The 25,334-nt window shown below is 70.8% G+C and carries 25 protein-coding genes; 16 read left to right on the top strand and 9 right to left on the bottom strand.

Going from position 1 to position 25,334, the window contains the following annotated elements:
• Nucleotides 1-131 precede the first annotated feature (131 nt).
• Together OG936_RS13110 and OG936_RS13105 are read left to right on the top strand one after the other, a co-directional pair.
• Nucleotides 132-1,538, top strand: a complete 1,407-nt coding sequence (locus tag OG936_RS13110; protein ID WP_406494737.1) for a cystathionine beta-synthase — start codon at nt 132-134, stop codon at nt 1,536-1,538.
• Nucleotides 1,539-1,816: 278 nt separating this feature from the next.
• Nucleotides 1,817-2,014 carry a hypothetical protein gene (locus OG936_RS13105; protein WP_406494736.1) on the top strand — a complete coding sequence of 66 codons (198 nt, stop codon included), beginning with the start codon at nt 1,817-1,819 and terminating at the stop codon, nt 2,012-2,014.
• Between the two features lie 32 nt (nt 2,015-2,046).
• Here the strand turns inward: OG936_RS13105 and OG936_RS13100 are convergent, their stop codons facing one another.
• Complete coding sequence (locus tag OG936_RS13100; RefSeq protein WP_266746606.1) at nt 2,047-2,466, bottom strand: hypothetical protein; 420 nt, start codon at nt 2,464-2,466, stop codon at nt 2,047-2,049.
• Nucleotides 2,467-2,935: 469 nt separating this feature from the next.
• Between OG936_RS13100 and OG936_RS13095 the strand changes: the two genes are divergently transcribed.
• Nucleotides 2,936-3,787: a MurR/RpiR family transcriptional regulator gene (locus OG936_RS13095; RefSeq protein ID WP_406494734.1), complete on the top strand. Its 852-nt coding sequence runs from the start codon at nt 2,936-2,938 to the stop codon at nt 3,785-3,787.
• A 170-nt stretch (nt 3,788-3,957) separates the two neighbouring features.
• Complete coding sequence (locus OG936_RS13090) at nt 3,958-4,494, top strand: hypothetical protein (protein ID WP_406500426.1); 537 nt, start codon at nt 3,958-3,960, stop codon at nt 4,492-4,494.
• 10 nt (nt 4,495-4,504) lie between these two features.
• Here the strand turns inward: OG936_RS13090 and OG936_RS13085 are convergent, their stop codons facing one another.
• From OG936_RS13085 to OG936_RS13070, 4 genes are all read right to left on the bottom strand, one after another.
• A complete protein-coding gene (locus OG936_RS13085) occupies nt 4,505-4,879 on the bottom strand; it encodes a hypothetical protein (RefSeq protein WP_406494733.1) in 375 nt (124 codons plus the stop codon).
• Between the two features lie 69 nt (nt 4,880-4,948).
• The gene (locus OG936_RS13080) at nt 4,949-5,413 is read right to left on the bottom strand and encodes a roadblock/LC7 domain-containing protein (protein WP_406494732.1); all 465 of its coding nucleotides are present in this window, start codon (nt 5,411-5,413) and stop codon (nt 4,949-4,951) included.
• Between the two features lie 38 nt (nt 5,414-5,451).
• A complete protein-coding gene (locus tag OG936_RS13075) occupies nt 5,452-6,228 on the bottom strand; it encodes a transcriptional regulator (protein ID WP_406494731.1) in 777 nt (258 codons plus the stop codon).
• On the bottom strand, nt 6,225-6,647 hold the full coding sequence (locus OG936_RS13070) for a hypothetical protein (RefSeq protein ID WP_406494730.1): 423 nt from the start codon (nt 6,645-6,647) through the stop codon (nt 6,225-6,227). The genes OG936_RS13075 and OG936_RS13070 overlap by 4 nt, the downstream gene beginning before the upstream one ends.
• Before the next feature lie 272 nt (nt 6,648-6,919).
• On the opposite strand from OG936_RS13070, the gene hutU reads away from it, so the two are divergent.
• The 4 genes from hutU to hutI all read left to right on the top strand — a co-directional run bounded on the left by hutU (nt 6,920) and on the right by hutI (nt 12,553).
• Entirely contained in the window at nt 6,920-8,578 is a 1,659-nt protein-coding gene (gene hutU / locus OG936_RS13065) for a urocanate hydratase (protein WP_406494729.1), read from the top strand.
• 74 nt (nt 8,579-8,652) lie between these two features.
• On the top strand, nt 8,653-9,861 hold the full coding sequence (locus OG936_RS13060) for an allantoate amidohydrolase (protein WP_406500425.1): 1,209 nt from the start codon (nt 8,653-8,655) through the stop codon (nt 9,859-9,861).
• Complete coding sequence (locus OG936_RS13055) at nt 9,852-11,237, top strand: formimidoylglutamate deiminase (RefSeq protein ID WP_406494727.1); 1,386 nt, start codon at nt 9,852-9,854, stop codon at nt 11,235-11,237. Before OG936_RS13060 ends, OG936_RS13055 begins: the two co-directional genes overlap by 10 nt.
• 143 nt (nt 11,238-11,380) lie before the next feature.
• On the top strand, nt 11,381-12,553 hold the full coding sequence (gene hutI, locus OG936_RS13050) for an imidazolonepropionase (protein ID WP_327274824.1): 1,173 nt from the start codon (nt 11,381-11,383) through the stop codon (nt 12,551-12,553).
• Nucleotides 12,554-12,642: 89 nt separating this feature from the next.
• On the opposite strand, the gene OG936_RS13045 is transcribed toward hutI, so the two are convergent.
• Nucleotides 12,643-12,972 (bottom strand): hypothetical protein, encoded by a 330-nt coding sequence (locus OG936_RS13045; RefSeq protein ID WP_406494725.1) that lies wholly within the window; start codon nt 12,970-12,972, stop codon nt 12,643-12,645.
• A gap of 497 nt (nt 12,973-13,469) precedes the next feature.
• Nucleotides 13,470-14,483 carry an RNA polymerase sigma factor SigF gene (locus tag OG936_RS13040; RefSeq protein ID WP_406500423.1) on the bottom strand — a complete coding sequence of 338 codons (1,014 nt, stop codon included), beginning with the start codon at nt 14,481-14,483 and terminating at the stop codon, nt 13,470-13,472.
• Nucleotides 14,484-14,798: 315 nt separating this feature from the next.
• Here OG936_RS13040 and OG936_RS13035 point away from each other — a divergent pair, with 315 nt between their 5' ends.
• From OG936_RS13035 to OG936_RS13010, 6 genes are all read left to right on the top strand, one after another.
• The gene (locus OG936_RS13035) at nt 14,799-15,167 is read left to right on the top strand and encodes an STAS domain-containing protein (protein ID WP_383757601.1); all 369 of its coding nucleotides are present in this window, start codon (nt 14,799-14,801) and stop codon (nt 15,165-15,167) included.
• Nucleotides 15,168-15,371: 204 nt separating this feature from the next.
• Nucleotides 15,372-15,887, top strand: a complete 516-nt coding sequence (locus OG936_RS13030) for an ATP-binding protein (RefSeq protein ID WP_406494724.1) — start codon at nt 15,372-15,374, stop codon at nt 15,885-15,887.
• Between the two features lie 336 nt (nt 15,888-16,223).
• Nucleotides 16,224-16,892: a peptidase gene (locus tag OG936_RS13025; RefSeq protein ID WP_406494722.1), complete on the top strand. Its 669-nt coding sequence runs from the start codon at nt 16,224-16,226 to the stop codon at nt 16,890-16,892.
• An 89-nt stretch (nt 16,893-16,981) separates the two neighbouring features.
• The gene (locus tag OG936_RS13020) at nt 16,982-17,983 is read left to right on the top strand and encodes a hypothetical protein (protein WP_406494721.1); all 1,002 of its coding nucleotides are present in this window, start codon (nt 16,982-16,984) and stop codon (nt 17,981-17,983) included.
• Entirely contained in the window at nt 17,980-19,119 is a 1,140-nt protein-coding gene (locus OG936_RS13015; RefSeq protein ID WP_406494719.1) for a hypothetical protein, read from the top strand. The genes OG936_RS13020 and OG936_RS13015 overlap by 4 nt, the downstream gene beginning before the upstream one ends.
• A gap of 35 nt (nt 19,120-19,154) precedes the next feature.
• A complete protein-coding gene (locus OG936_RS13010; protein WP_406500422.1) occupies nt 19,155-20,513 on the top strand; it encodes a hypothetical protein in 1,359 nt (452 codons plus the stop codon).
• A 141-nt stretch (nt 20,514-20,654) separates the two neighbouring features.
• On the opposite strand, the gene OG936_RS13005 is transcribed toward OG936_RS13010, so the two are convergent.
• Nucleotides 20,655-22,145 (bottom strand): oligopeptide:H+ symporter, encoded by a 1,491-nt coding sequence (locus tag OG936_RS13005; protein ID WP_406494717.1) that lies wholly within the window; start codon nt 22,143-22,145, stop codon nt 20,655-20,657.
• Nucleotides 22,146-22,634: 489 nt separating this feature from the next.
• On the opposite strand from OG936_RS13005, the gene OG936_RS13000 reads away from it, so the two are divergent.
• Together OG936_RS13000 and OG936_RS12995 are read left to right on the top strand one after the other, a co-directional pair.
• Nucleotides 22,635-23,312 carry a response regulator transcription factor gene (locus OG936_RS13000; protein WP_383757587.1) on the top strand — a complete coding sequence of 226 codons (678 nt, stop codon included), beginning with the start codon at nt 22,635-22,637 and terminating at the stop codon, nt 23,310-23,312.
• 15 nt (nt 23,313-23,327) lie between these two features.
• Entirely contained in the window at nt 23,328-24,593 is a 1,266-nt protein-coding gene (locus tag OG936_RS12995) for an ATP-binding protein (protein WP_406494716.1), read from the top strand.
• 49 nt (nt 24,594-24,642) lie between these two features.
• On the opposite strand, the gene OG936_RS12990 is transcribed toward OG936_RS12995, so the two are convergent.
• Complete coding sequence (locus tag OG936_RS12990) at nt 24,643-25,167, bottom strand: GtrA family protein (RefSeq protein WP_383757581.1); 525 nt, start codon at nt 25,165-25,167, stop codon at nt 24,643-24,645.
• Nucleotides 25,168-25,334 lie beyond the last annotated feature (167 nt).

The following is a 25,334-nucleotide window of genomic DNA, read 5'->3' as shown; positions in this document are numbered from 1 at the left end:
TCGTTGCCGTACTGCCGTACGCCGTACCTACAGCTAACTGCCCCGCGGTGACGGTCGCTCAATCGCTTCGCCCAATCCCGCCTCCGTGCGCATACCCTTGCCGCACCATCTCGGAGACCCCGGAGTACACGGTGCGATACCACGATTCGATGATCAGTCTCGTAGGCAATACCCCGCTGGTGAGGCTGCGCAGTGTCACGGCCGGCATCCAGGCGACGGTCCTGGCCAAGGTCGAGTACTTCAACCCCGGCGGTTCGGTCAAGGACCGCATCGCCCTGCGGATGATCGAGGCCGCCGAACAGAGCGGCGAGCTGCAGCCCGGCGGCACGATCGTCGAGCCGACCAGCGGCAACACGGGCGTCGGCCTGGCGATCGTCGCCCAGCAGAAGGGGTACAAGTGCATCTTCGTCTGCCCGGACAAGGTGTCCACGGACAAGATCAATGTGCTGCGCGCCTACGGTGCCGAGGTCGTCGTCTGCCCGACGGCCGTTGATCCCGAGCACCCCGACTCGTACTACAACGTCTCGGACCGGCTGGTCCGCGAGACCCCCGGAGCCTGGAAGCCCGACCAGTACTCCAACCCGAACAACCCGCGCTCCCACTACGAGACCACCGGTCCGGAGCTGTGGGAGCAGACGGACGGGAAGATCACCCACTTCGTCGCGGGCGTCGGCACGGGCGGCACGATCAGTGGCACCGGCCGCTATCTGAAGGAGGTCAGCGGCGGCTCGGTCACGGTCGTCGGCGCGGACCCGGAGGGCTCGGTCTACTCCGGCGGCTCCGGGCGTCCGTACCTCGTCGAGGGCGTCGGCGAGGACTTCTGGCCGAGCGCCTACGACCGTACGGTCACGGACGAGATCGTCGCCGTGTCCGACAAGGACTCCTTCCAGATGACCCGCCGCCTCGCCAAGGAGGAGGGCCTGCTGGTCGGCGGCTCCTGTGGCATGGCCGTCGTCGCCGCCCTGGAGGTCGCGCAGCGACTGGGCCCGGACGACGTGGTCGTCGTCCTGCTGCCCGACAGCGGCCGCGGCTACCTGAGCAAGATCTTCAACGACGAGTGGATGGCCGACTACGGCTTCCTGGAGGACGCCGGCCCGTCCGCACGCGTCGGGGACGTACTCGACCACAAGGACGGCCCGATCCCGACGCTCGTGCACATGCACCCCGAGGAGACCGTCGGCGAGGCGATCGACGTGCTGCGGGAGTACGGCGTCTCGCAGATGCCGATCGTGAAGCCGGGCGCGGGCCACCCGGACGTGATGGCCGCCGAGGTCGTCGGCTCGGTGGTGGAGCGGGAGCTGCTGAACGCGCTGTTCGCCCAGCGCGCTTCGCTCTCCGACCCGCTGGAGAAGCACATGTCGCCGCCGCTGCCGCAGGTCGGCTCCGGTGAACCGGTCGCGGACCTGATGGCGGTGCTCGGCGGTACGAACGCGGCGGACGCGGCGATCGTGCTGGTGGAGGGCAAGCCGACGGGCGTGGTCAGCAGGCAGGACCTGCTGGCGTTCCTCGCGAAGGACGCGGCGTCCGGCAAGCCGTGACGGTCCGCAGGCCGTAGCGGTTCGCAGGCCATTGCGGTTCGCGGCGCCGGGCTTCGCCGAAACGGTACGAGCGTGACACGTACACGCAGCACCGGCTTAACACGAGTCCGGCACATTGAGGGGTGTCGGCAGGGAAACCCGCCGACACCCGATACGGCGACACGGACTACGGAGCGGCTCCCGGACCTCCACCGTCGCCCGGACACGGTGGCCGGCCCCGACCCGGACCCGTGTTCCCCGCGGGGACCGCCGTCGTCCCGCCCCCTGGGAAACCGGGGGTGCGGCGGTCCCCGCGACACTCCGCCGTACGGCGCCTCGTCCGGCTGCCGGTGCGGCGGCCCGGCTCCCAGCAGCGCGACGCGTTCCGCGCTCGGGGGCTGTCGGGCGACGAGACCGACCTCGTGGCCTGCGCCATCAGCCGCGCGCGCCACATCGACCCGCGTCGGCTGATCATGCTGCCCACCCGCCGGGCGTGACGCCCCGTGTCCTCAGACCCGGCCCCCGGCTCTCAGTCCTCCCAGTCGGACCCCGCGCGCGAGGAACGGCGCTGGAACCAGGGCCAACTGCGGGCGGCGTGGACAGTGTTGACACCGACGATGCCGAGCCAGACGACGACCAGGCCCCCGGTATGGGCGGCCGCGGCGCCGATCGCCGACAGCGGGATGGCCAGGACCAGCGAGATGATCCCGAAGCCGTAGCGCTCGCCGAAGTTCCCCATGGGCTGCGGTGTACGCGCGCCCCTGGCGACGCTCACCTGCTGCTCGGCGAGATGACGCCGGACGCGGCGGTCGAGCGTGGTGTCGAGGCGCTGCTCGACCTTCTCCAGGAAGGACTCGACGAGTGCGGACTCGTAATCCGCACCCAGCTCGCTACGGGCATGCAGGGTGGCATCGAGCTCGTTCTTGAGCTCAGGGTCACGGGTATCCATGTCCTTCACGGTACGAATCGGGAGTGCTTGGGGCAGTGGGGCTACCCCCCCTCTTTTCCGGCTGCGCGTCTCTTCCGGCTACGCGCGGGCGGCCGCCGTGCCAGTGGTTCCGGCCCCGCTGTCCTCGCCCGAGGCCGCCTGGGCGGGGAGGGCCGACCCTTGTCCCGGCTGCATATAGTCATGCAGAGTTCTTCTTTGCTGAATAGATTGTCAATACTTTGGAGTGAAGCACTGGTTGCAGAGGCTCGAAGGGTGAGATGAAACGCCCGGAAAGGAGGGGTTTGCGCATGATGTCGTCCCATGCAACGGACTCCGGGGACTTCGGGAACCCCACGTCCGGGATCGCGGGCCCGTTCGGGGCTTCCGGCTCCGTCGGCCCCGTGGGCCGGGACCGGCCGCTCACCGATGATGGAGAGGTCGCGGCCGGGGAGCTGTTCGACCAGAACACGGGACTTTGGAGGGGGACGGTATGAGCGAGAGCAGCCCTGCCGCACGACTGCAGCAGCTCTTCGAGGGGCGCCGGCTGACACCGACACAACGGCGCATCGCGCACTCGATGGTGCGCAGGGCCGGGGACGTGCCGTTTCTGTCGAGCGTGGAGCTGGCCGAGCTCGCCGGGGTCAGCCAGCCGTCCGTCACCCGATTCGCCGTGGCGCTCGGGTTCGACGGCTATCCGGCGCTCCGCAAACACCTGCGGGAGGTCGCCCCCGCCGGGTCCGTACCGGGGGGCGGAGGCGAAGAGGACGTGTACAACGAGTACCAGCAGGCCGTCCTCGCCGAGATCGAGAATCTGCGGCTCCTGGCCGAGCTGCTCGCCGATCCCGGGCCCGTCGAGCGCGCGGGCAGGCTGCTGGCGGCCTCCCGGCCGCTGCCGGTGCTCGGGCTGCGGGCCGCCTCCTCGCAGGCGCGCGGGTTCGGGTACTTCGCGGCCAAGGTCCACCCCGACGTCCGAGTGCTCGACGAGGGCGGCAGCATGCTGCACGACCGGATCGACGCCGCACGGCGGGCGGGCGCCACCGCGCTGATCTGCTTCGCGCTGCCCCGGCACCCGAAGGAGGTCGTGGACGCCCTCGCGTACGCCCGGGAACAGGGCCTGACCGTGGTGGCGGTCGCCGATTCGGCGTTCGCTCCGGTGGCCGGGCACAGTGACCTGCTCATTCCGGCCGCCGTCGGCACCGGGCTCGCCTTCGACACCGCCTGTGCGCCGATGCTGCTGGGGCGGGTGCTGCTGGAGGTGATGTGCGACGACCTGCCCGACGCACAGGCGCGGCTGGAGGAGTTCGACGCGAGGGCCGCGGCGCGGGGGCTGTTCGTCGAGTGACTGCGGTGGCGAGGGCCCGATAGGGATCGGGCATCGAGGGCGGCCCCGCCAACCTCGACGATTCTCAGACACCGCTCATTTACGGCTACTAATCTCCCGGCCCAGAAGGACCAGAAGGAGCTGTGGAGAGGGGTACGGACGTGGGGCGCGGAGCGCAGTCGTTGGCGAGGGTGGCCGTGATCGTGCGGGCCGGAGCCGCACCGCTGTGGTGGCCGGGGCTGCTCGCCGCGGCGATCGGCGCACTGGTGCCGGGACTCACCGGGCGCCGGATCGGGCTGCTGGCCGGGGCGGCGCTGTTCCTGATCACGGCGGCCGCGGTGGCGCTCGTGCGCGACCGGCGGTACGCGGAACTGGCCGGGGGCGCCACCCGCGCCGGGCGGTCCGACTTCCTCCAGGACCGGGCCGTGACCGTACGCAACTGGCGGCGCGGGCACCGCTGGTGGCTGCTCGGGGCGTTCCTCGTAGCCGTGGCGAGCGCGTTCGTACTGCCCGCGGCCGGCGGGCTGGTGCTCGCGGGGGCGGGGGCCGGGCTCTGGATCAAGGCCGTCCGGATCGGGCGGCGCGAGCACCGGGACGACGCCCTGTACTGGGTGCGGACCGACTGGGTGGAGCGCGGCCGGCCCGCGGGCAAGCGGGTGAAGGGATACCGGACGACCGGGCCGATGGCGGGCGACGCCGCGCCCGGCGGGGCGCGGCGCCGGCACTGAGGCCGCCGGATCAGACCTCCAGTTCGGCCTCGATCCGCTTCAGCTGGTGGCGGGCCATCGCCAGGTTGGAGCGGCCCTTGTCCAGTACCAGGTACAGGAAAAGGCCGTTGCTGCCACGAGCCTTGAGCAGCCGGATCAGGTGGTACTGGCTGCCGAGCGTGATCAGGATGTCCTCGATCTCGTCCTGGATGCCGAGGTGTTCCATGGTGCGGAGCTTGGCGCGTACGACATCGGTGTTGCCCGCGGCCGCGACCTCCAGGTTGAAGTCCTTGCCGCCGCCGAGGGTGCCCAGCGCCATTCCGCTGGTGTAGTCGACGAGGGCGACACCGAGGGTGCCCTCGATGGACGTCATCGCTTCCTTGAGTGACGCTTCGGTGTTCGACATGCGTGCTCGTTTCCTTTCCTGGCCGGCCGGTTCGACCGGATCCCTGGGTTCACTTCGGGGCATGTGGTGTTACGTGCGGTGCGGCAGCGGGCCGGGGCGCGGGGAGGGCTGCTCGGGGGTGCGGGCCGGGGGTGCCGGGTGAGTGGTGCGTTCCATCGCGCTGTCGATCAGTTCGCCGATGCGGGCGCCTGCCCGGCGGCCCTCCAGGTGGAGCCTGCCGACGTTGATCCGGTCCTCGGCCAGCAGCGTGAGGACGGCCGAGGAGCCCGCGGCGTACGTCGCGATGTAGCCGGTCCCGCCGCGTACGAGAAGTTCGCGGAATCCGCCCCGGCCGGTCGCGTCCGCCATCCGGATCGCGACGCCGAGCGCGGCCGCGGTCAGTGCGGCGACGCCCTCCGCCTCCACCCCCGGGGTGTCATGGGCCAGAACGAGACCGTCGGTGCTGGCCGCCAGGGCGCCGGAGAGAAGCGGGACCCGGGCCCGTAACCGCTGGAGCTCGGCCAGGACGTCCTGCACTTCGGCCTCGGGCACCATCAGCTGTCTCCTCCCGGCACGCTGTCTGAGCGCGCGTATCACAGGGCCTCCAATGCGTCTCGGAGCCGGCGCAGCAGGGCGACGTCGGGGTCGGCCGTGACCTCGGGGACCGCGATCCGGCCGGGGGTGGTCGCGGCCGGCGGCTCCCGTACCGCTTCGACCAGTCCGGCCGCGGCCAGGCGGCGCAGATCGACCAGGACGTGGAACGCCGGCCTGCCCAGCTCCTGGGCGATGTCCGATGCGGTACGTGCCCCGTCCACGAGATCGAGCACGCGGCGCCGTCCCGGCGGAACGGGTGCGTCGACGAAGCGGTCCGTCCGTAACAGCGGTGCGCTGTCGCCCGCCGCGTCGGGCCAGATCCGCTCCAGCAGCTCCCGGCGCCGGAGCGTCTCGCGCTGCACGGCATCGACGGGGACGGGGCGGACGGTGCCGATCCAGTGGGAGACCCCGTAGCGGAAGCGGGCCGGGGTTCGGGTGGGGGCGAGCGCGAAGAACGCCGCGTCGTACAGCGCGCCCAGGTGGCACAGCTCCAGTGCCCCGCCCGGCACCCGCCCGCTGTCCACCAGATAGCGGCCGACCCGCTGTCCGGCGCCCGCCCTGGCGACCGCCTCCCACCAGCCGTCGCGGTGCAGGGCGCCGCCCGTGGTGAGCAGGACGTCTATACCGGGTGTCGCGGGGCTCTCGGCGTGCACCACCTGGCCCTCGGCCAGATACAGGGTGCCGCGGTCGCGCATCAGGGCGCCGGTGGCCCGCTCGGCGGCGAGGCGCTGCAGCATGGGGGAGAGGGGCGCGACCGGGGCGGGGGCGGTTCTCATGCCAGGACCAGCCGCTGGGCCATCTCGCCCAGCCGTATCCGGGCGAGGGCCAGATTGCCCTCCGCGCGATCGAGCCAGAGATGGACGAAGACGCTGCTGTCGAAGGCGGTCTCGACGAAACGGAGGATGTGGTACCCGGCCCGGGTGGTGACGATGACGTCTTCGACCGGGGGCGGCGCTCCCTCGACCGCCCCTTCGGGTGACGGGGCGGACGGTCCGGTGGCCTCCAGCGCGAAGGCGGGCTGCTCGGCCGCCATCCGCGCGACCTCGGCCGTCTCCGCGGCGGTGGCCTCGTGGTCGCCGTTGGGCGATTCACCGATGGTGCCGAGGGCGAGGCCGCTCGTCCAGTCGACCACCGCGGCGCCGCGGGCACCGGGCAGCCTCATGACTTCGAGCAGGCACTCGTCGATTCCGGGCACGCGCACTCCCCTCCCGACGTGGCGTACGGCTGTGACTCCGAGGCTACGCAACGTGCTCGCCCCGGGCAGGGGTTCTGGCATTTTCCATAGGTACATGCGCAAGAGATCTTCGGCGGACGCGCGGGAGGCGCCTATCGGGGTGGCCGGGAGGCGCGTATCGGGGTGGCCGGGCGGCGTTTCGTTCCGGACAACGGCGCGAGGGCTGTTGACTACTAGTATTCAGGCCATCAGGATGTGAATAGAAGATTTACAAAATGCGAGGAGGCATCGCCATGTCAGGACCCCGCCCCGTACGGGCACCGCGCGGTACGGAACTGAGCGCCCTGGGATGGCAGCAGGAGGCCGCCCTGCGCATGCTGCAGAACAACCTCGACCCCGAGGTCGCCGAACACCCCGACAAGCTCGTCGTCTACGGCGGCACCGGGAAGGCGGCCCGCGACTGGCGCTCGTTCGATGCCATGGTGCGTACGCTGCGGACCCTCAAGCAGGACGAGACGATGCTCGTCCAGTCCGGCCGTCCGGTCGGCGTCATGCAGACGCACGAGTGGGCGCCGCGCGTCCTGATCGCCAACTCCAACCTGGTGGGCGACTGGGCGAACTGGGAGGAGTTCCGCCGCCTGGAGGCGCTCGGGCTCACCATGTACGGCCAGATGACCGCCGGATCGTGGATCTACATCGGCACGCAGGGCATCCTGCAGGGCACCTACGAGACGTTCGCCGCCGTCGCGGCGAAGAAGTTCAACGGGACGCTGGCCGGCACGATCACCCTGACCGCCGGGCTGGGCGGCATGGGCGGCGCCCAGCCGCTCGCCGTGACGATGAACGACGGCGTCGCGATCTGTATCGACTGCGACCCGCGCGCCATCGAGCGCCGGATCGAGCACCGCTACCTGGACGTGCGCGCCGACTCCCTGGAGCACGCGCTCCAGCTCGCCACCGAGGCCCGGGACGCCCGCAAGCCGCTCTCCATCGGCCTGCTGGGCAACGCGGCGGAGCTGCTGCCGCGGATGCTCGCCGAGGGGGCGCCGATCGACATCGTCACCGACCAGACCAGCGCGCACGACCCGCTCTCGTATCTTCCGCTCGGTATCGACTTCGACGACATGGCGTCGTACGCCGCCGAGAAGCCCGCCGGCTTCACGCAGCGCGCACGCGAGTCGATGGCCAAGCACGTCGAGGCGATGGTCGGCTTCATGGACGCCGGGGCCGAGGTCTTCGACTACGGCAACTCCATCCGCGGCGAGGCGCAACTCGTCGGCTACGACCGGGCGTTCGACTTCCCCGGGTTCGTGCCCGCGTACATCCGGCCGCTCTTCTGCGAGGGCAAGGGGCCGTTCCGCTGGGCGGCGCTCTCCGGCGAGGCGTCCGACATCCACAAGACCGACAAGGCGATGCTCGAACTCTTCCCGGAGAACGAGTCGCTGCACCGCTGGATCAAGATGGCCGGCGAACGCGTCCACTTCCAGGGACTGCCCGCCCGGATCTGCTGGCTCGGTTACGGCGAGCGCGACCGGGCCGGCGAGCGGTTCAACGACATGGTGGCCTCCGGCGAGCTGGCCGCCCCGCTGGCCATCGGGCGCGACCACCTGGACTGCGGCTCCGTGGCCTCCCCGTACCGGGAGACCGAGGCCATGCTCGACGGCTCCGACGCGATCGCCGACTGGCCGCTGCTGAACGCCATGGTCAATGTGGCGTCCGGCGCCTCCTGGGTCTCCATCCACCACGGCGGCGGCGTCGGCATGGGGCGCTCCATCCACGCCGGACAGGTGACCGTCGCCGACGGTACGAAGCTGGCGGGCGAGAAGATCCGCCGGGTGCTCACCAACGACCCGGGCATGGGCGTCATCCGGCACGTCGACGCCGGGTACGACATCGCGGAGTCGGTCGCCGCGGACAAGGGCGTCCGCGTGCCGATGGCGGAGGGGCAGTGACCGGGGAACGGAACGGCTCCCAGGCCGCCGAGGCCGCGACCGGGGGCGGGGGCGGTGCACCGTCGTTCCAGACCATGTGGCGAGAGCTCGCGCCCATCGGCCGGCACCTGGACAGTGGCGGCTACCGCCGCTACGCCTGGACCGGGGCCGACGCCGACTGCCGTGCCTGGTTCCGGGCGCAGGCCGAGGCGCGCGGGCTCACCTACGAGGTCGACCGGAACGGCAATCAGTGGGCCTGGCTCGGCGACCCCCTCGCCGGGGACGCCGTCGTCACCGGATCGCACCTCGACTCCGTACCGGACGGCGGAGCCTTCGACGGGCCGCTCGGTGTGGTCTCCTCCTTCGCCGCCCTCGATGAACTCCGGCGCAGGGAAGCGCGGTTCACCCGGCCGCTGGCCATCAGCAACTTCGGCGACGAGGAGGGGGCCCGCTTCGGGCTCGCCTGTGTGGGCTCCCGGCTCGCCGCCGGGCAGCTGACCGCCGAGGCGGCGCACCGGCTCACCGACGCCGACGGCATCACCCTGCCGCAGGCCATGGAGGCGGCCGGATACGACCCCGGCACCATCGGCGCCGACCCCGAACGCCTCGCCCGTATCGGCGCGTTCGTGGAACTCCACGTCGAGCAGGGACGCGCCCTCGACCTCACCGGCGACCCGGTCGGCATCGCCTCCGCGATCTGGCCGCACGGGCGCTGGAGGTTCGACTTCCGGGGCGAGGCCAATCACGCCGGTACCACCCGGCTGGCCGACCGGCGCGACCCGATGCTCACGTACGCCGAGACCGTGCTGGCCGCCCGCCGCGAGGCGGAGCTCGCCGGCGCCCTCGCCACCTTCGGCAAGATCGCCGTCGAGCCGAACGGGGTCAACGCCATCCCCTCCCTCGTCCGTGGCTGGCTCGACTCCCGCGCCGCCGACCAGGACCGCCTCGACGCCGTGGTCGGCGGCATCGAGCGGGCCGCCCGGGAACACGCCGAGCGGGCCGGGATCGACCTCGACGTCGTACGGGAATCCTTCACGCCCGTCGTGGAGTTCGAGCACGCCCTGCGCGACGAGCTCGGCAAGATCCTTATGGGCCGGGGCGACACCGACCGCGCCGTACCCGTCCTCGGCACCGGCGCTGGACACGACGCGGGTATTTTGTCCGCTTCGGTCCCGACCGCCATGCTGTTCGTACGGAACCCCACCGGGATCTCGCACTCGCCGGCCGAGCACGCCGCCGAGGACGACTGCGTGGCCGGGGTGACCGCACTCGCCGATGTACTGGAAGGTCTCGCGTGCAGCTGACAACGGAGTCGACGGGCCGGCCCGTCACCGTGACGTACTGGTTGTCCCACGCCTGGCTCGGCACCCATGTCGAGCCGGGCGTCGCCCTGGATGTGTCCGGCGGAATCATCGCGGGCGTCCGCACCGGCGTCGCCACACCGCCGCCGGGCGCCACAGTGCTGCGCGGGCTCACCCTTCCCGGGCTCGCCAACGCCCACTCGCACGCCTTCCACCGGGCCCTGCGCTCCACCGTCCAGGTCGGCTCCGGCACCTTCTGGACCTGGCGCGAGACCATGTACCAGGTCGCCTCCCGGCTCACGCCCGAGTCGTATTACGACCTCGCCCGTGCCGTATATGCCGAGATGGCCCTGGCCGGGATCACCGCGGTCGGTGAATTCCACTATCTGCACCACGCGCCGGGCGGCACCCCGTACAGCAACCCCAACGCGATGGGCGAGGCGCTGATCGCGGCCGCGGGTGAGGCCGGCATCCGGATCACGCTGCTGGACACCGCCTACCTCTCCGCCGGATTCGGCCGGCGCCCCACCCAGTACCAGCAGCCCGACCAGCACCAGTTGCGCTTCTCCGACACCACCGCGGACGCCTGGGCCGAACGCGCCTCCCTCCTCAAGGGCAGCGACCACGCCCTGATCGGCGCGGCCATCCACTCCGTGCGCGCCGTCCCCGCCACGCAGCTCGCCACCGTGGCCGCGTGGGCCGAGGAACGGCAGGCACCGCTCCATGTCCACCTCTCCGAACAAACCGCGGAGAACGACGCCTGCCTCGCCGCCCACGGCTGCACCCCCACCCGTCTCCTCGCCGACCACGGGGTCCTCGGCCCGCGTACCACCGGCATCCACAACACCCACCTCACCGGCGAGGACATCACGCTCCTCGGCTCCTCGGCGACCGGCACCTGCATGTGCCCCACCACGGAACGCGACCTCGCCGACGGAATCGGCCCCGCCCCCGCCCTCCAGCGCGCCGGCTCGCCGCTCTCCCTCGGCAGTGACAGCCACGCCGTGATCGACCTCTTCGAAGAGGCCCGGGCGATGGAGCTCAACGAGCGCCTGCGCACCCGGGCGCGCGGTCACTGGACAGCGGCCGCCCTGCTGCGTGCCGCGACGGTCGACGGACACGCCGCGCTCGGCCGGCCCGAGGCGGGCATCCTCGAACCCGGCGCGCCCGCCGATCTGGCGACCGTCGCCCTGGACTCCGTCAGAACAGCGGGACCGGTGCCCCGGCTCGCTGCCGAAACAGCCGTATTCGCCGCCTCCGCAGCCGATGTGCGGCACACGGTCGTAGCAGGCCGGCACATCGTCCGTGACGGGCAGCACACCCTCGTCGGGGACGTCCCCGCAGCGCTCGCCTCGGCCATCGCCGCACTCCACCACTGACCACCCCGCCGCCCCGGAGGCGGCCGGTCCCCGGACCCCCGCACGCGTCGCCCCGCAGTCCCGCCGACGGACCGCCGCTCCGGAGACGGCCCACCGGCAGACCGCCGCCCCGCAAGCCGATACACAAGGAGAGCAGTCTCCCGATGACGACGACCGCCATCACCAACATCGCCGCCCTGGTCACCAACGACCCCTCCCTGTGCGCGGATTCCCCCCTGGGCCTGATCCGGGACGCGGCCGTCGTCATCGAGGGCGACCGGGTCGTCTGGACCGGTGAGTCAAGCAAAGCACCCGCCACTGACAACGCCGTCGACGCGGGCGGCCGGGCGGCGATCCCCGGCTTCGTCGACTCCCACTCCCACCTCCTGTTCGCGGGCGACCGCACCGAGGAGTTCAACGCCCGGATGTCCGGCCGCGCCTACAGCGCGGGCGGCATCAGGACCACGGTCGCCGCCACCCGCGCCGCCACCGACGACGAACTCTCCGCCAACGTCGCCCGATACCTCGCCGAGGGCCTGCGCCAGGGCACCACCACCTTCGAGACCAAGTCCGGCTACGGCCTCACCGTCGAGGACGAGGCCCGCGCCCTGCGCATCGCCGCCCAGCACACCGAAGAGGTCACCTACCTCGGCGCCCACATCGTCTCCCCGGACTACGCCGACGACCCGGCCGGCTACGTCGATCTGGTCACCGGGCCGATGCTCGACGCCTGTGCCCCGTACGCCCGTTGGGTCGACGTCTTCTGCGAGAAGGGCGCCTTCGACGGCGACCAGGCCCGCGCGATCCTGACCGCGGGCATCGCGAAGGGCCTGCACCCCCGCGTCCACGCCAACCAGCTCGGCCACGGCCCCGGCGTCCAGCTCGCCGTGGAACTCGGCGCCGCCTCCGCCGACCACTGCACCCACCTCACCGACGCCGACGTCGACGCCCTGGCCCAGGGCACCACCGTCGCCACCCTGCTCCCCGGCGCCGAGTTCTCCACCCGCGCCGCCTGGCCGGATGCCCGCCGCCTGCTCGACGCGGGCGTCACCGTGGCCCTCTCCACGGACTGCAACCCGGGCTCGTCGTTCACGTCCTCCGTGCCCTTCTGTATCGCGCTCGCCGTACGCGACATGGGCATGACGCCGGACGAGGCCCTCTGGTCCGCCACCGCGGGCGGCGCCGCGGCCCTGCGCCGTACGGACATCGGCCGCATCGCCCCCGGCGCCCGCGCCGATCTGGTGCTCCTGGACGCGCCCAGCCACGTCCACCTGGCCTACCGGCCGGGCGTGCCGCTGGTCCACGCGGTCTGGCAGCGCGGCGAACGCGTCGTATGACCCGCGCAGCACGACGCGAACGCGCCGCCCGGCACGGTGCCCGGGCGGCGCGTCATGTCACAGCAGGGCGAACACGGCCCGACGCGGTTCTAGGCCCAGGGGATCCACCCCGGCGCCATCCACGTCGCCGCCGCGGCTCCGCACAGAAGGCAGAGCGCCTTGTCCGCCCAGCGGGGCGCGCCGAGCTTGACTGCCGCGTCTGCCGCTTCGACCGTGATCAGCAGACCGCTGAGGAGGACGAGAGGACCGTTGCTCCAGGTGATCTCCGGGCGGCCGATGGCCAGCCGGCCGACCGCGATGCCCACCAGGCACAGGCAGGTGTAGAGCGCGCGCGGGCTGGGCCTGGAGCGGAGCTTGTTCCTCGACCGGTGGACGAAGATGAGCGCGAGCTGCGCCAGCAGCGCTATCAGCGCGAACATTGTGCGCGACTCCTAGAACTTTCATGAAGTTCGCCGTCTTCTTGACGCCGATCCGCTTCACCAGCCGAATGGCGGTCAGTACACGTGCCGAGGAGCCTACTGGCGTCAAGGTGGCGATGACGCCGGCGATGGCCACCACGCACTTGGTCACCTTCCACGTGGTCGACCGGAACCCGGGGTCGATCACGATGGGGAAGGTGCTGGCCGAGGAGAACCCGACTTCCTGGACGATCTTGTTGCCGACGACCTTGCAGGCGGTGGGCACGTCCTTGCCGTCCCAGGGGACGGAGATGACGTTGTCCTCGGTCACCGCGATGGAGGCGTACGTGGAGTCCGACGAGGTGGCCGCGGTGGTCACGACCGTGCCGGTGGCGGTGGCGGTGGCGGTGTCGGAGTTGGGGTGCGTGCCCGGCTTTGCCGGGCATGCGGAAGGGCCCGCCCCCACGGCTGATGCCGGGGGCGGGCCCTTCCACAAGTCCGGCGTACGGTACGCCCGTTCACTCCTCCAGGGTCAGTCCCTTGCGGAGTCTGACCAGCGTGCGGGAGAGCAGCCGGGACACGTGCATCTGCGAGATGCCCAGCTCCTCACCGATCTCCGACTGCGTCATATTGGCGACGAACCGGAGCGAGAGGATCGTGCGGTCCCGGCCCGGCAGCGAGGCGATCAGCGGCTTCAGGGACTCGACGTACTCGATGCCTTCGAGTCCGTGGTCCTCGTAGCCGATCCGGTCCGCCAGCGCGCCCTCGTGGTCGTCCTCCCCGGGCTTGGCGTCCAGCGAACTCGCGGTGTACGCGTTGCTCGCGGCCATGCCCTCGACGACCTCGTCGTTGGTGATGCCGAGGCGGTCGGCGAGCTCGCCCACAGTGGGTGAACGATCCAGCTGCTGGGCGAGCTCGTCGCCCGCCTTGGCCAGGTCGAGCCGCAACTCCTGCAGTCGGCGCGGGACGCGCACGGACCAACTGGTGTCGCGGAAGAAGCGCTTGATCTCGCCGACGATGGTCGGCATCGCGAACGTCAGGAACTCCACGCCCCGGCTGAGCTCGAAGCGGTCGATCGCCTTGATCAGGCCGATGGTGCCGACCTGGATGATGTCCTCCATCGGCTCGCTGCGGGAGCGGAACCGGGAAGCGGCGAACTTGACCAGGGCCAGGTTCAGTTCGACGAGGGTATTGCGTACGTACGCGTACTCGTGGGTGCCCTCTTCGAGGGATTCGAGCCGCTCGAAAAGCGTTTTCGACAGAGCCCTGGCGTCCAGGGCGCCCACTTCGTCGTAGGGCGGGATCTCGGGCAGTCCTTCGAGACCGTCGGTGACGCCGTGGCCGTCGACCGTGCCGACGGCGGTGCTGCTGATCGTGCTGGTGGGGGTGGTGCTGGTCGTGGTGCCAGCACTGGTGTCGCTGGTGCGCGTGCCGTTTCCGGCGTTCGCGGCAGGGGAGTCCGAGGGGGTCGGTCCCTGAGGACATACTGACGTCGCGTCGTGGGTACGCGGTTCGTCGAGCCGGGGTGACATGGTCTCCTCCATCGTTCTCGGCATATGGCTGCCGATGCCCATACGTGTTCCTGCGGTAAAGCGGCGCCTCCGAAGCCGGCCATGTTTTGGGTGTCCCCCTACCCTTACCCGGTCCAGACAGGCAGTTACAAGCGCCAAATGTTGCTGTATGTCCGGTTTGTTGAGGTCTTCGGCTACCACGTGGCGTACGGAACGCGTACTGTTTCAAGAACGTCAGCGACGGCTACGACGAATCTGCGCACGCGGATATGCAGGCAGTGACGCAGGCAGTGACGCAGGCAGTGACGCAGGCAGTGACGACGAAGAGGGACGGGCATGGACCGCGGGACGGTCGGCAGTGCGAACCGGGGTCGGCTTCTTGTCGAGGCCCGAACCGAGGGGCGCAGCGAGGTCGTGACGCCGGTGGGTGAGCTGGATCACCACACGGCGGATCTGCTGCGAGAACCTCTGGAGAGTGCGGTCGAGCAAGGGCGAGTACGCCTGGTGGTCGACTGCTCGCGACTCGAATTCTGTGATTCCACCGGGCTGAATGTGCTGCTCGGTGCCCGACTCAGGGCGGAGGCGGCCGGGGGAGGGGTCCATTTGGCCGGAATGCTGCCGGTGGTGGCGCGGGTCTTCGAGATCACCGGGGCCGAGGCGGTCTTCACCGTCCACGACTCCCTCGAAGCGGCTCTGAATACCTGATCGAGGCGCGTTTCGCGACCCCGGGGGCCTCATGTGTTGCCCGTGTCACGCGAGCCGCGTAGGCGAAGTGGGTGTTGTCGCGATTCGGCCGGGCAGAAGACACCGGGGGGAACCGTGAAAGAGCCGCGCACTCCGTATCTGTACGTGTACCTGTATTTGTAACTGTTCAATGGCGACATGGTGAATCGGTGAGGTGAAGCGCTGATGAGCACCACCCGGCAGCATCCGCCGGGCGACCTCGGCCGCGAGCCGGAGGGCGCCGGCACGGGCGCGGACGCGGGTGCCGGTGCGGCCTCCCCCGAGCCGGTCGAGCGGCAGTGGCGCACGTTGTCGCTGCGGGGGGTCGCCGGCATCGTGCCGACGGCCCGCGACTTCGCCCGTCAGGCGCTTCACGAGTGGGGTTGGCTCCCCGCGACGAGCGCCGACGGACGGGCCGCCGCCGAGGACGTCCTGCTGGTCGTCTCCGAGCTGGTCACCAACGCCTGTCTGCACGCGGAGGGCCCCGAGGAGCTGCGTATCGCCTGCACGGCGAAGGTGCTGCGGGTGGAGGTCGTCGACTCGGGCGCGGGGCAGCCCGCGCCGCGCACCCCGCACCGGGCCGGCCGCCCCGGCGGGCACGGCATGTTCATCGTGCAGCGGCTGTGCCTGGACTGGGGGGTCCTGCGGGTGACGGGCCTGGCCGGCAAGACCGTCTGGGCGGAGCTGGCGGCCCCGGCGTAGTCCCGCGTCCGGGCTTCGTGCCGCTCCGCGTTCGGGCTTCGTGCCGTTCCGCGTTCGGGTTGCGCGTAGCCCGTGTCCGGGCTTCGCACCGTTCCGCGTTCGGGCTGCACGTAGTCCGCGTCCGGGCTTCGCACCGTTCCGTGTCCGGGCTTCGCGAGCCCCCGCCCCGGTTCGGCAGCGGTTCCGCGTCCGGTCCCGGGGTGCGCGGCCCCGTATGTGCACCGCTGAAGAGCGCGCCGGATCGGCGCGCTCTTTGTCTTCCCTCCACAAGGCCTCGGGCGTACCTTGAGCGCCCGATCTGATGTGTCGTCAGTTAAGTGGTGAGGGGAACTCAAGGTGTCCTACCAGAAGCGAACAGCTCTTGCGCTGGCGTCCGCGCTGGCGGGCGCGGTGGTGCTGATGGCCGCGCCCGCCGCCCACGCCACGGTCGTGGACGTCAACTATCAGTGCAAGACACCGATCGGTGACAAGGGCGCCGTGTCTCCCATCGACATCAAGAGCGTCAAGAGCGGCAGCGGCTACAAGCTCACGATGTCCTTCCAGAAGGGCGTCTCGTCCAGCCCCGTCGAACTCGGCAAGGGCGCGATGAGCCCCAGCGCGGTCATCAAGGTGGGAGGCGCCGACCAGGGCCAGGTCCAGGTCTCCGGTGCGCCGAACTCCGCGGCCATACCCGCCAACACCCCCATCAAGATCAGTGACCTGTCGGGTATGTACACCCCGAAGAAGAGCGGCAAGGTCGACTTCACCGCCGGTGTGCTCACCATCAAGGCGCTCGGTACGACCACGACCTGCACCCCCTCCAACAACCCGGGTCCGTCGCTCCAGCTCGACGTGACGGCCGCGGGCAACGCGCAGAGCACCCCGGACGGCGGCGGGCAGCTGCCGAAGACCGGCCCGCTCGACTCGGCGGTGGCGCTCGGCACGCTCGGCGGCACGGTGCTGCTGGCCGGTGCGGCCGGGGTGCTCTGGCTGACCAGGCGCGGGCAGGGGGCCGTGGGCCGATAGGGCGTCAGGGCGCGTCTTCCGGACCGGCCGGATCCGGAAGACGCCCCCAGTCCACGAGCCGGCCGCCGTCACGCTCCAGGGAGCCGCCCATGCCGTCGCCGCCCGGTCACGCCGCCCGACTCGCCCTTGTCGTACTGCTGTTCACCTTCGCCCTGACCCCGGTGGCCGGTGCCGAGGCCCGGACGCCGACGCCCGCGAGTACCGCGTCGTGGACGGCGCAGCCTGCGGTGAGCGGTTCCGGTACGGGCGGCGGCAGACCGTACTTCTATCTGGAGGGCCCACCCGGAACCGTCCTCCAGGACCGGCTCTCCGTCACCAACCCCGGTACGGCCCCGGTCACCGTACAGCTGCGCGGGGCGGACGCGTACAACGCGGCGGACGGCGGCTTCGCGGTACGCGAGGGCAAGGGCTCCACCGGGACCGGAGCCTGGCTGCGGACCGCCGCCGCAGAGGTGACCGTGCCGGCCCGGACCCGCGCCGAGGTGCCGTTTTCCCTCACGGTGCCGACGGGCGCGACACCCGGCGACCACCCCGGCGCCATCGTCGTGCGGAGCGGCGACCGCTCGGTCGGTGTGCGCATCCAGCTACGCGTCGGCGGGCCGACGTTGGGCGCGCTCACCGTGGAGGACGTCACCGTGTCCGGGCGGACCATCCACTACACGCTGGTCAACCGCGGCAACACGGTCCTGGCCCCGCGGATCACCGTCGGCGCCGACGGGGCGTTCGGGCGGCGGCTGCTGCGGCGCGAGGCCCGCGCACTGCCGGTGGAGCTGCTGCCCGGACAGCGCGTCAGGCTCGGCGAACCGTGGCGGGACGCCCCGGCGCTCGACTCGGTGACCGTACGGCTGCGCGTCACGGCGGCCGGCGGCGCGCACGGCGAGGCGACGGCCCGTGCGGTCTTCGTCCCGTGGGTTGCGGTAACCGGCGGCGCGCTGCTGCTCCTGGCCGCCGTCATCGCGTACGCCTGCCAACGCCGGCGCGCACGCATCCGAACACCGGACGACGGCGACAGCGGCCCGCCCGGACAGTCCCCGACAAGTCAACAGCACTCCGAGAGCAGGTACTTGGTGAAGGCGGGAGCGGAATCGTGACTGGACAGGCCGGACCGGCAACACTCCGCGGCGGCAGCCACCGGCGGGCCGCCGCGCCGCTGCTCGCCGCGTTGCTCGGTGCACTGCTGCCCGCCCTGCTGATGCTCTTGGCGACCGGCGCCGACGCGGCGGGGATGGCAGCTGCGGACGCCAAGCCCGTGGTCACCCTCTCCAAGCAGCAGGCGGGCAAGGGCAGCGAGATCACCGTCAAGGGCAGCGGCTGGCGCCCCAACACGCTCCTGATGATGCTGATCTGCGGACAGTCCACCCCGGACCGCGGGTTGATCGGCGGCACCAACTCCTGCGCCAACGCCGAGGGCCGTGCCGTCACGACGGGCGCCAGGGGCGACTTCGGCAAGAAGATGCCGGTCGCCGAGCCGCCCGCATCCTGCCCCTGCGTGGTGCATGTCGCCACCGTCACCGGGGAACAGGCCACCGCCGACGCCGTGTTCGTCGTCGCCGGCCACCCGGTCGCCGCGCTGCCGAAGGAGACCGGGGGCGGCAGACTCGCGGTGCTGGCCACCACCCGGCTGGAGGGCGACAGCACAATCCTCACCTGGTTCGGCGCCCCGCCCTCCCGGCAACTGGTCTTCACCGTGGGCAACCTGGGGTCCGCTCCCGTCAAGGACCCGGTCTTCCAGGTCGGCACCGCGCACGGCGTCCTCGCACCGCAGTGGGAGGAACAGCAGTGGCGCGGCACCATCGAGTCCGGCCGCAAGGCGCAGATCAAGCTGCCGGTCGAACTGGGGGCGGGCGCCCACGGCGACTACCAGATCTCGCTGAAGTACGGCAGCAAGGTGCTGGCCGAGCAGCCGTGGGGGGTCGGCCGCCCCTGGGGCGTCACCCTCTTCTGGATCCTGCTGTGCGTCGTCGTGCCGGCCGCCGTGTTCCGGATCGGCATGGCGATCGTCGACCGGGTACGGCCCCGCACCTCGCGCACCCCGGCCCGCACCAGGCGCGACCGCCACCCGCAGCCGGCCGGGGCGACGGCCCGGCTCCCGAAACTGCGCCGCGCACCGGGGCCCGCCGGGAGCCCCGCGGCCGCGCCCCCGCCCACCACCACGGCCGCCCTGCCGTGGTTCACACCGGATTCCGCACCGTCAGAGAACAGACCGACGACGAAGGGACATTCGTGAGTACGCAACGGAGGACGGTCGCGGCGGGAGTCGCGATGATGCTCGGCGGTGCAGGCCTGCTGCTGGCCGCGAGTCAGGCCCAGGCCGCCGACACCTCGTACAAGACGGAGTGCATACCCCCGGCCGTCTCCGGACTGCCGCCCGTGGAGGGCACCACCGTGGCGCAGTTGACCGCGCCCGCCGAGGCCAAGGTCGGGGACACCGTCGAGGTGGTGTGGAAGACGGTCGAGGCCGCTTCCAAGAACCCCGACATGCTCGATCTGGACAAGGACACGGTCAAGCCGACCGGCACCATCAAGGTGGGCGGCGCGGCCACGGGCACCCTGCAGATGGAAGGGCCGCGGCTGAACCCGCCGATCCCGAAGAACAGCGCCATGGTGCTGCCCGACATGAAGGGCACGCTGAAGCTGGAGAAGGCCGGTGAGATCACGCTGACGCCGGACGCGTACAACATCAACGTCTCCAAGCCGATCTCCACGGACACCAAGTGCAGCCCGAAGGAGACGGTGAAGACCGGCGCGACCATCAAGGTCACGGACGGCGGCGGAGCCACGACCGGGGGCGGTACGACCTCCGGTTCCACGGCGGCGGGTGGTACGACGAGCGGCTCCACGACTGGTTCCACCACCGCGGGCGGTACGACCTCCGGCTCAACGGCCGGTGGTACGACCTCCGGCTCCACCACCTCCGGATCCACCACCGCGGGCGGCACGACCTCCGGCTCCGGCGGCGGCCAGACCGACTTCCCCGGGAAGGAGGTCGCCGTCCACTTCGCCTGTACGTCCCCCGGACCGGCCGGCATATCGTCCAAGGTCACGATCAACGCCAAGAAGAGAGGCGGGAGTTACGCGCTCACGGTCAAGACGGCCAAGGGCGTGATGGACAGCCCGGCCGCGCTGCCCGCCGGTGCGCTCAAGCCGTCCATGGACGTCTCCATCGCAGGCGCCGACAAGGGTTCGGTGAAGGTCACCGGACCCGCCAACGCCGAGCCGCTGGAGCTGGGCAAGCCCGTCGACCTCTCCGACATGACCGGCACGTACAAGCCGGGCGCGTCCGGGAAGTCCACGTTGAGCCCCGGCACCCTGACGATCGATGTCACCCTGGGCGCGTCGAAGATCAACATCCCGTGCAAGGTCAAGGGCTCGGTGACCCCGTCGCTGGAACTCGACACCACCGCCCAGCAGGGCGGCGCCTCCGGCTCCACGACCTCGGGCTCCACGGGCACCGCCGGCTCCTCCGCCGGCGGCACGGACTCCGGCGGCGGACTGGCGGCCACCGGGGCCGAGGGCACCGGCACCCTGCGCGCACTCGGTTTGGTCGCGGGCACGGCGATCCTGTTGGGTGGCGCCGTGTTCACCTTCACCCCGTGGCGCAGGCTGCGCGGTACCAGGTGAGCCGAGCGCCGTACGGGCGCACGCGAAGGGCCGGACGTACACGAACGGCCGGACGTACGTGAACGGCTCGACGTACGCGAAGGGCCGCCGCACACCAAGGACTCGGTGTGCGGCGGCCCTTCGCGCAGCCGGGCGGGTGCGTCAGTGCACGCTGCCCATGAGCTTCTTGACCTTGCCGCGGTACATGAAGACCGCGAAGCCCGCGGCGACGGCGAGGACGGCCTGCAGAGTGACCACGCCGGTGCCGTTGAGCTCCACGCCCGCGGTGGAGAGCAGACCCGTGGTGCAGTCACCGGCGGTGACGGCCAGGAACCAGACACCCATCATCTGGCTGGCGTACTTGGCCGGAGCCATCTTGGTGGTGACGGAGAGCCCCACCGGGGAGAGCGTCAGCTCGGCGACCGTCTGGATGAAGTAGATCGCGACCAGCCACATCGCGGCGGCCTTGTGGCCGTCGTTCGCGATCGTCAGCGGCATCAGGAAGAGGAAGAACGACGCGCCGACCAGCACCAGGCCGGAGCTGAACTTCACGATCGTGCTGGGCTCCTTGCCGCGGCGGTTCAGCGCCAGCCAGAAAGCGGCGAAGAGCGGGGCCAGAGCCATGATCAGGACCGGGTTGACCGACTGGTACCAGGAGACCGGGAAGTTCCAGCCGAAGACGCTGTTGTTGGCCGAGGAGTCGGCGAAGATCGCGACCGTGGAACCGCCCTGGTCGTAGATCATCCAGAAGATGGCGGCGGCGACGAAGAACCAGATGTACCCGGACATCTTCGACTGCTCGGTGGCGCTGAGCTCCTTGTCGCGCTTGATGCGCACCAGGACGACGACCGGAATGACCAGGCCCGCGATGGTGATGGGGACCAGGATCCAGTTGAGCGTGTAGACGCCGGTGACGACCGTGACGATGTAGAAGACGGCCGCGACGGCCAGCCAGATCATGCCCTTGCGCAGCGTGCTCGTCCGCTCGGCGGCGGACAGCGGCTTCGGGACGACGAGGCTGCGCTCGTTCAGGTGGCGGGTGCCCATCAGGAACTGGGCGAGGCCCAGCCCCATGCCGAGCGCGGCGAGCGCGAAGCCCAGGTGCCAGTTGACGTTCTCACCGACGGTGCCGATGACCAGCGGAGCCGCGAAGGCGCCCGCGTTGATGCCCATGTAGAAGATCGTGAAGCCACCGTCGCGGCGCGCGTCGTCCGGGCCGTCGTAGAGGTGGCCGACCATCGTCGAGATGTTGGACTTCAGGAGACCGGAGCCTATGGCGACCAGTCCGAGGCCGACGAAGAAGGTGCCCTGCGCGGGCAGCGCCAGCGTCAGGTGGCCGATCATGATGACCATACCGGCGACGGCGACGGTCTTGCGGGGACCCCAGACACGGTCGCCGAACCAGCCGCCGGGCATGGCGAGCAGGTAGACCAGCGACACGTAGACCGAGTAGATCGCCGTGGCCGTGGCCGGGTTCATGTGAAGCCCGTTGGGCGCGATCAAGTAGAGGGGGAGCAGAGCCCTCATGCCGTAGTAGCTGAAGCGCTCCCACATCTCGGTCATGAAGAGAGTGGCCAGGCCGCGGGGGTGGCCGAAGAAGGTCTTCTCGGATCCAGAAGTACTGGCCGGGTCCTTCGTCAGGCTGGACGCCATGGTCGATCCTTGGGTGCTCGGGACGCGGCGCCTTGTGAGCGTGACGCGCCCGGTGGGGGGAGGCCGGCACCGGCACGGCCACGTCCCACCCCCACGCCTGACAGGGGATTCGTCCCGACCGCCGGGCTCATTCAGGAGCCGGCCGAGGAGACGGGAAGCGACCGCACCGGGATCCACGCCCGGTGCGCATCTCGCGCTCCGAGCCCGGCCACAGGTCATTCACTTGATTCACGACTGGCGGGTACCAGCCGGCAGAACAAAAGAGACCCTCGGCGCTAAAAGCTGCCCAAGGGTCCTTGAGTAGTGCAACAGGCGTCGAGCAACCATACGACATGACAGTGCCCGATATGAAAGGACTTGAGATATGGATCACAGGTATGAGTGGAACCAAACCCCCATATTCGAAGGTGCCTCTCCGCTTTCCTTGCGGAGCCGCAGGGCTTTTGGATCAATCCACTTCAGCCGCCCCGCGCGGACTACCATCACTCCATGACCCGTGTACTGCTCGCAGAGGACGACGCATCCATCTCGGAGCCGCTGGCCCGCGCCCTGCGTCGGGAGGGTTACGAGGTCGAGGTCCGCGAAGACGGTCCGACCGCTCTCGACGCCGGCCTCCAGGGCGGAGTCGACCTGGTCGTACTCGACCTGGGCCTGCCCGGGATGGACGGCCTCGAAGTCGCCCGCAGGCTCCGTGCCGATGGTCACACCGTGCCGATCCTGGTGCTGACCGCCCGCGCCGACGAGGTGGACACCGTCGTCGGCCTCGACGCGGGCGCCGACGACTACGTCACCAAACCCTTCCGCCTGGCCGAACTGCTCGCCCGCGTCCGGGCCCTGCTGCGCCGCGGCGCCACCGAGTCCGCTCCGCAGCCCGCCACCCACGGCGTCAGGATCGACGTCGAGTCGCACCGGGCCTGGATGGGCGACGAGGAACTCCAGCTCACCGCCAAGGAGTTCGACCTGCTAAGGGTCCTGGTCCGCGACGCGGGCCGGGTCGTCACCCGCGACCAGTTGATGCGCGAGGTCTGGGACACCACCTGGTGGTCCTCCACCAAGACCCTCGACATGCACATCTCCTGGCTCCGCAAGAAGCTCGGTGACGACGCGGCCAACCCCCGCTACATCGCGACCGTACGGGGCGTCGGCTTCCGCTTCGAGAAGAGCTGACGTACAGAAGCACTCATGCGCCGCAGACTGATCAACTCCACGCTCGCCGTGGTGCTCGTGGTGATCGCCGTCTTCGGCGTCTCCCTCGTCATCGTCGAGAGCCGCACCATCAGCAACAGCGCCCAGGAGAGCGTCGACTCCGAGGCGCTGCGGCTGATCAGCGTCGTCGACAGCCGGCTCCTGGGGGACGAGCGGATCAACCCCGCTCTGCTGTCCGAGCAGGTCTTCGGCAAGCGCTACGCACGCGTCGAGATCCCCGGACGGCCCCCCCTCGAAATCGGCGAACGCCCCACCGGCAGCGTGATCAGAAGCACTGCCAAGGGGGAGCAGGGCGAGCAGGTCACCGTCGAGGAGTCCAGCTCCTCCGTCACCCGTGAGGTCGGCCGCACCCTGCTGATCATCGGCGCGGTGGCGCTGCTGGCCATCATCTCCGCCGTGCTCCTGGCCGTACGCCAGGCCAACAGGCTCACCTCGCCGCTGACGGACCTGGCCGAGACCGCCGAACGCCTGGGTTCCGGCGACCCGCGCCCGCGCCACAAGCGGTACGGAGTGCCCGAGTTGGACCGGGTCGCCGACGTCCTGGACTCCTCCGCCGAACGGATCGCCCGGATGCTGACCGCGGAACGCCGGCTGGCCGCCGACGCCTCGCACCAGCTCCGGACGCCGCTGACCGCGCTCTCCATGCGGATCGAGGAGATCTCGGTCACCAGCGACCCGGACACGGTGAAGGAGGAGGCGAACATCGCCCTCACCCAGGTCGAGCGGCTCACCGACGTGGTGGAGCGGCTGCTGACCAACGCCCGCGACCCACGTACCGGCTCCGCCGTCGCCTTCGACCTCGACGAGGTCGTCAAGCAGCAGATCGAGGAGTGGCGCCCGGCCTACCGGGGCGAGGGCCGCGCCATCGTCCGCTCCGGAAAGCAGGGACTGCGGGCCGTCGGTACGCCCGGCGCGGTCGCCCAGGTGCTGGCCGCACTGATCGAGAATTCGCTGATGCACGGCGGCGGTACGGTCGCCCTGCGCACCCGCGTCACCGGAAACCAGGCGGTCATCGAGGTCACGGACGAGGGTCCGGGCGTGCCCCCCGACCTCGGCGCCCGGATCTTCGAGCGGACGATCAGCGGCCGCAACTCCACCGGCATCGGTCTCGCGGTGGCCAGGGACCTTGCGGAGGCGGACGGCGGCCGTCTCGAACTGCTCCAGCAGCAGCCGCCGGTCTTCGCCCTCTTCCTCAGCCGGGTGTCCCTGCGGCGACAGGAACCGGAACGCCCGGTGCGGTGAGCGGCCGTGGCGCCGTACCGGATCCGCTCCGGGCGCCGTACGGGATCCGCTACCCGCGCACCGAATCCGCCTCGGCCCGCGGCACCTGCTCCGTACGCCCCTGCTTCAGGAACCCCTCCGCGCTCAGCACGGTCTCCTTCGCGGGCAGCGCCTTGAACACCCAGGTCCGGTAGGACCAGAAGCGGAACAGCGTCGCGATGCCGATCCCGAGGATCTTGAAGACATTGCTCTGGACCGGGCTGTTCCACCCGAACCCGTACGTCGCCGCGTACAGCACACCGGTCTCGATGACCGCACCCACCGCGCTGAACAGCAGGAACAGCGTCAGCTCCCGGGTCCGCCCGGACTTGTCACGGTCCCGGTACGTCCAGTAGCGGAAGCCGACGTAGTTGAAGAGGATCGCGACGAGCGTGGCCAGCAGACCCGCCCGCACCACCTGGAGGTCCGTGGTGCGCCACAGGAGGTTGGACACGGCGATATTGACGACCAGGCCGAGTGCGCCGACCGCGCCGAACTTGGCGACCTCCCGGGCCAGCAGATCCAGCCGGGTCCGCAGTGCGCCGCGTTCGCTCATGGTGATCGCTCAGCCTGTCTGTCGGTTGTATCGGACCCGTCATGCTATCCAGCCCGTCAGGGACATGCCGTGAACCGGCCGACAGGCGTGGCGATGCTGTGACGTGGCCGCCCCGCGGGGGGTCCTGGAGGGCGTCGTCGGGCGACCGCCGGGGCGCCCGATACCCT

Source organism: Streptomyces sp. NBC_00846, from assembly GCF_045207325.1.
Classification (GTDB): Bacteria; Actinomycetota; Actinomycetes; order Streptomycetales; family Streptomycetaceae; genus Streptomyces.
This window is presented reverse-complemented; position numbering and strand designations above follow the sequence as displayed.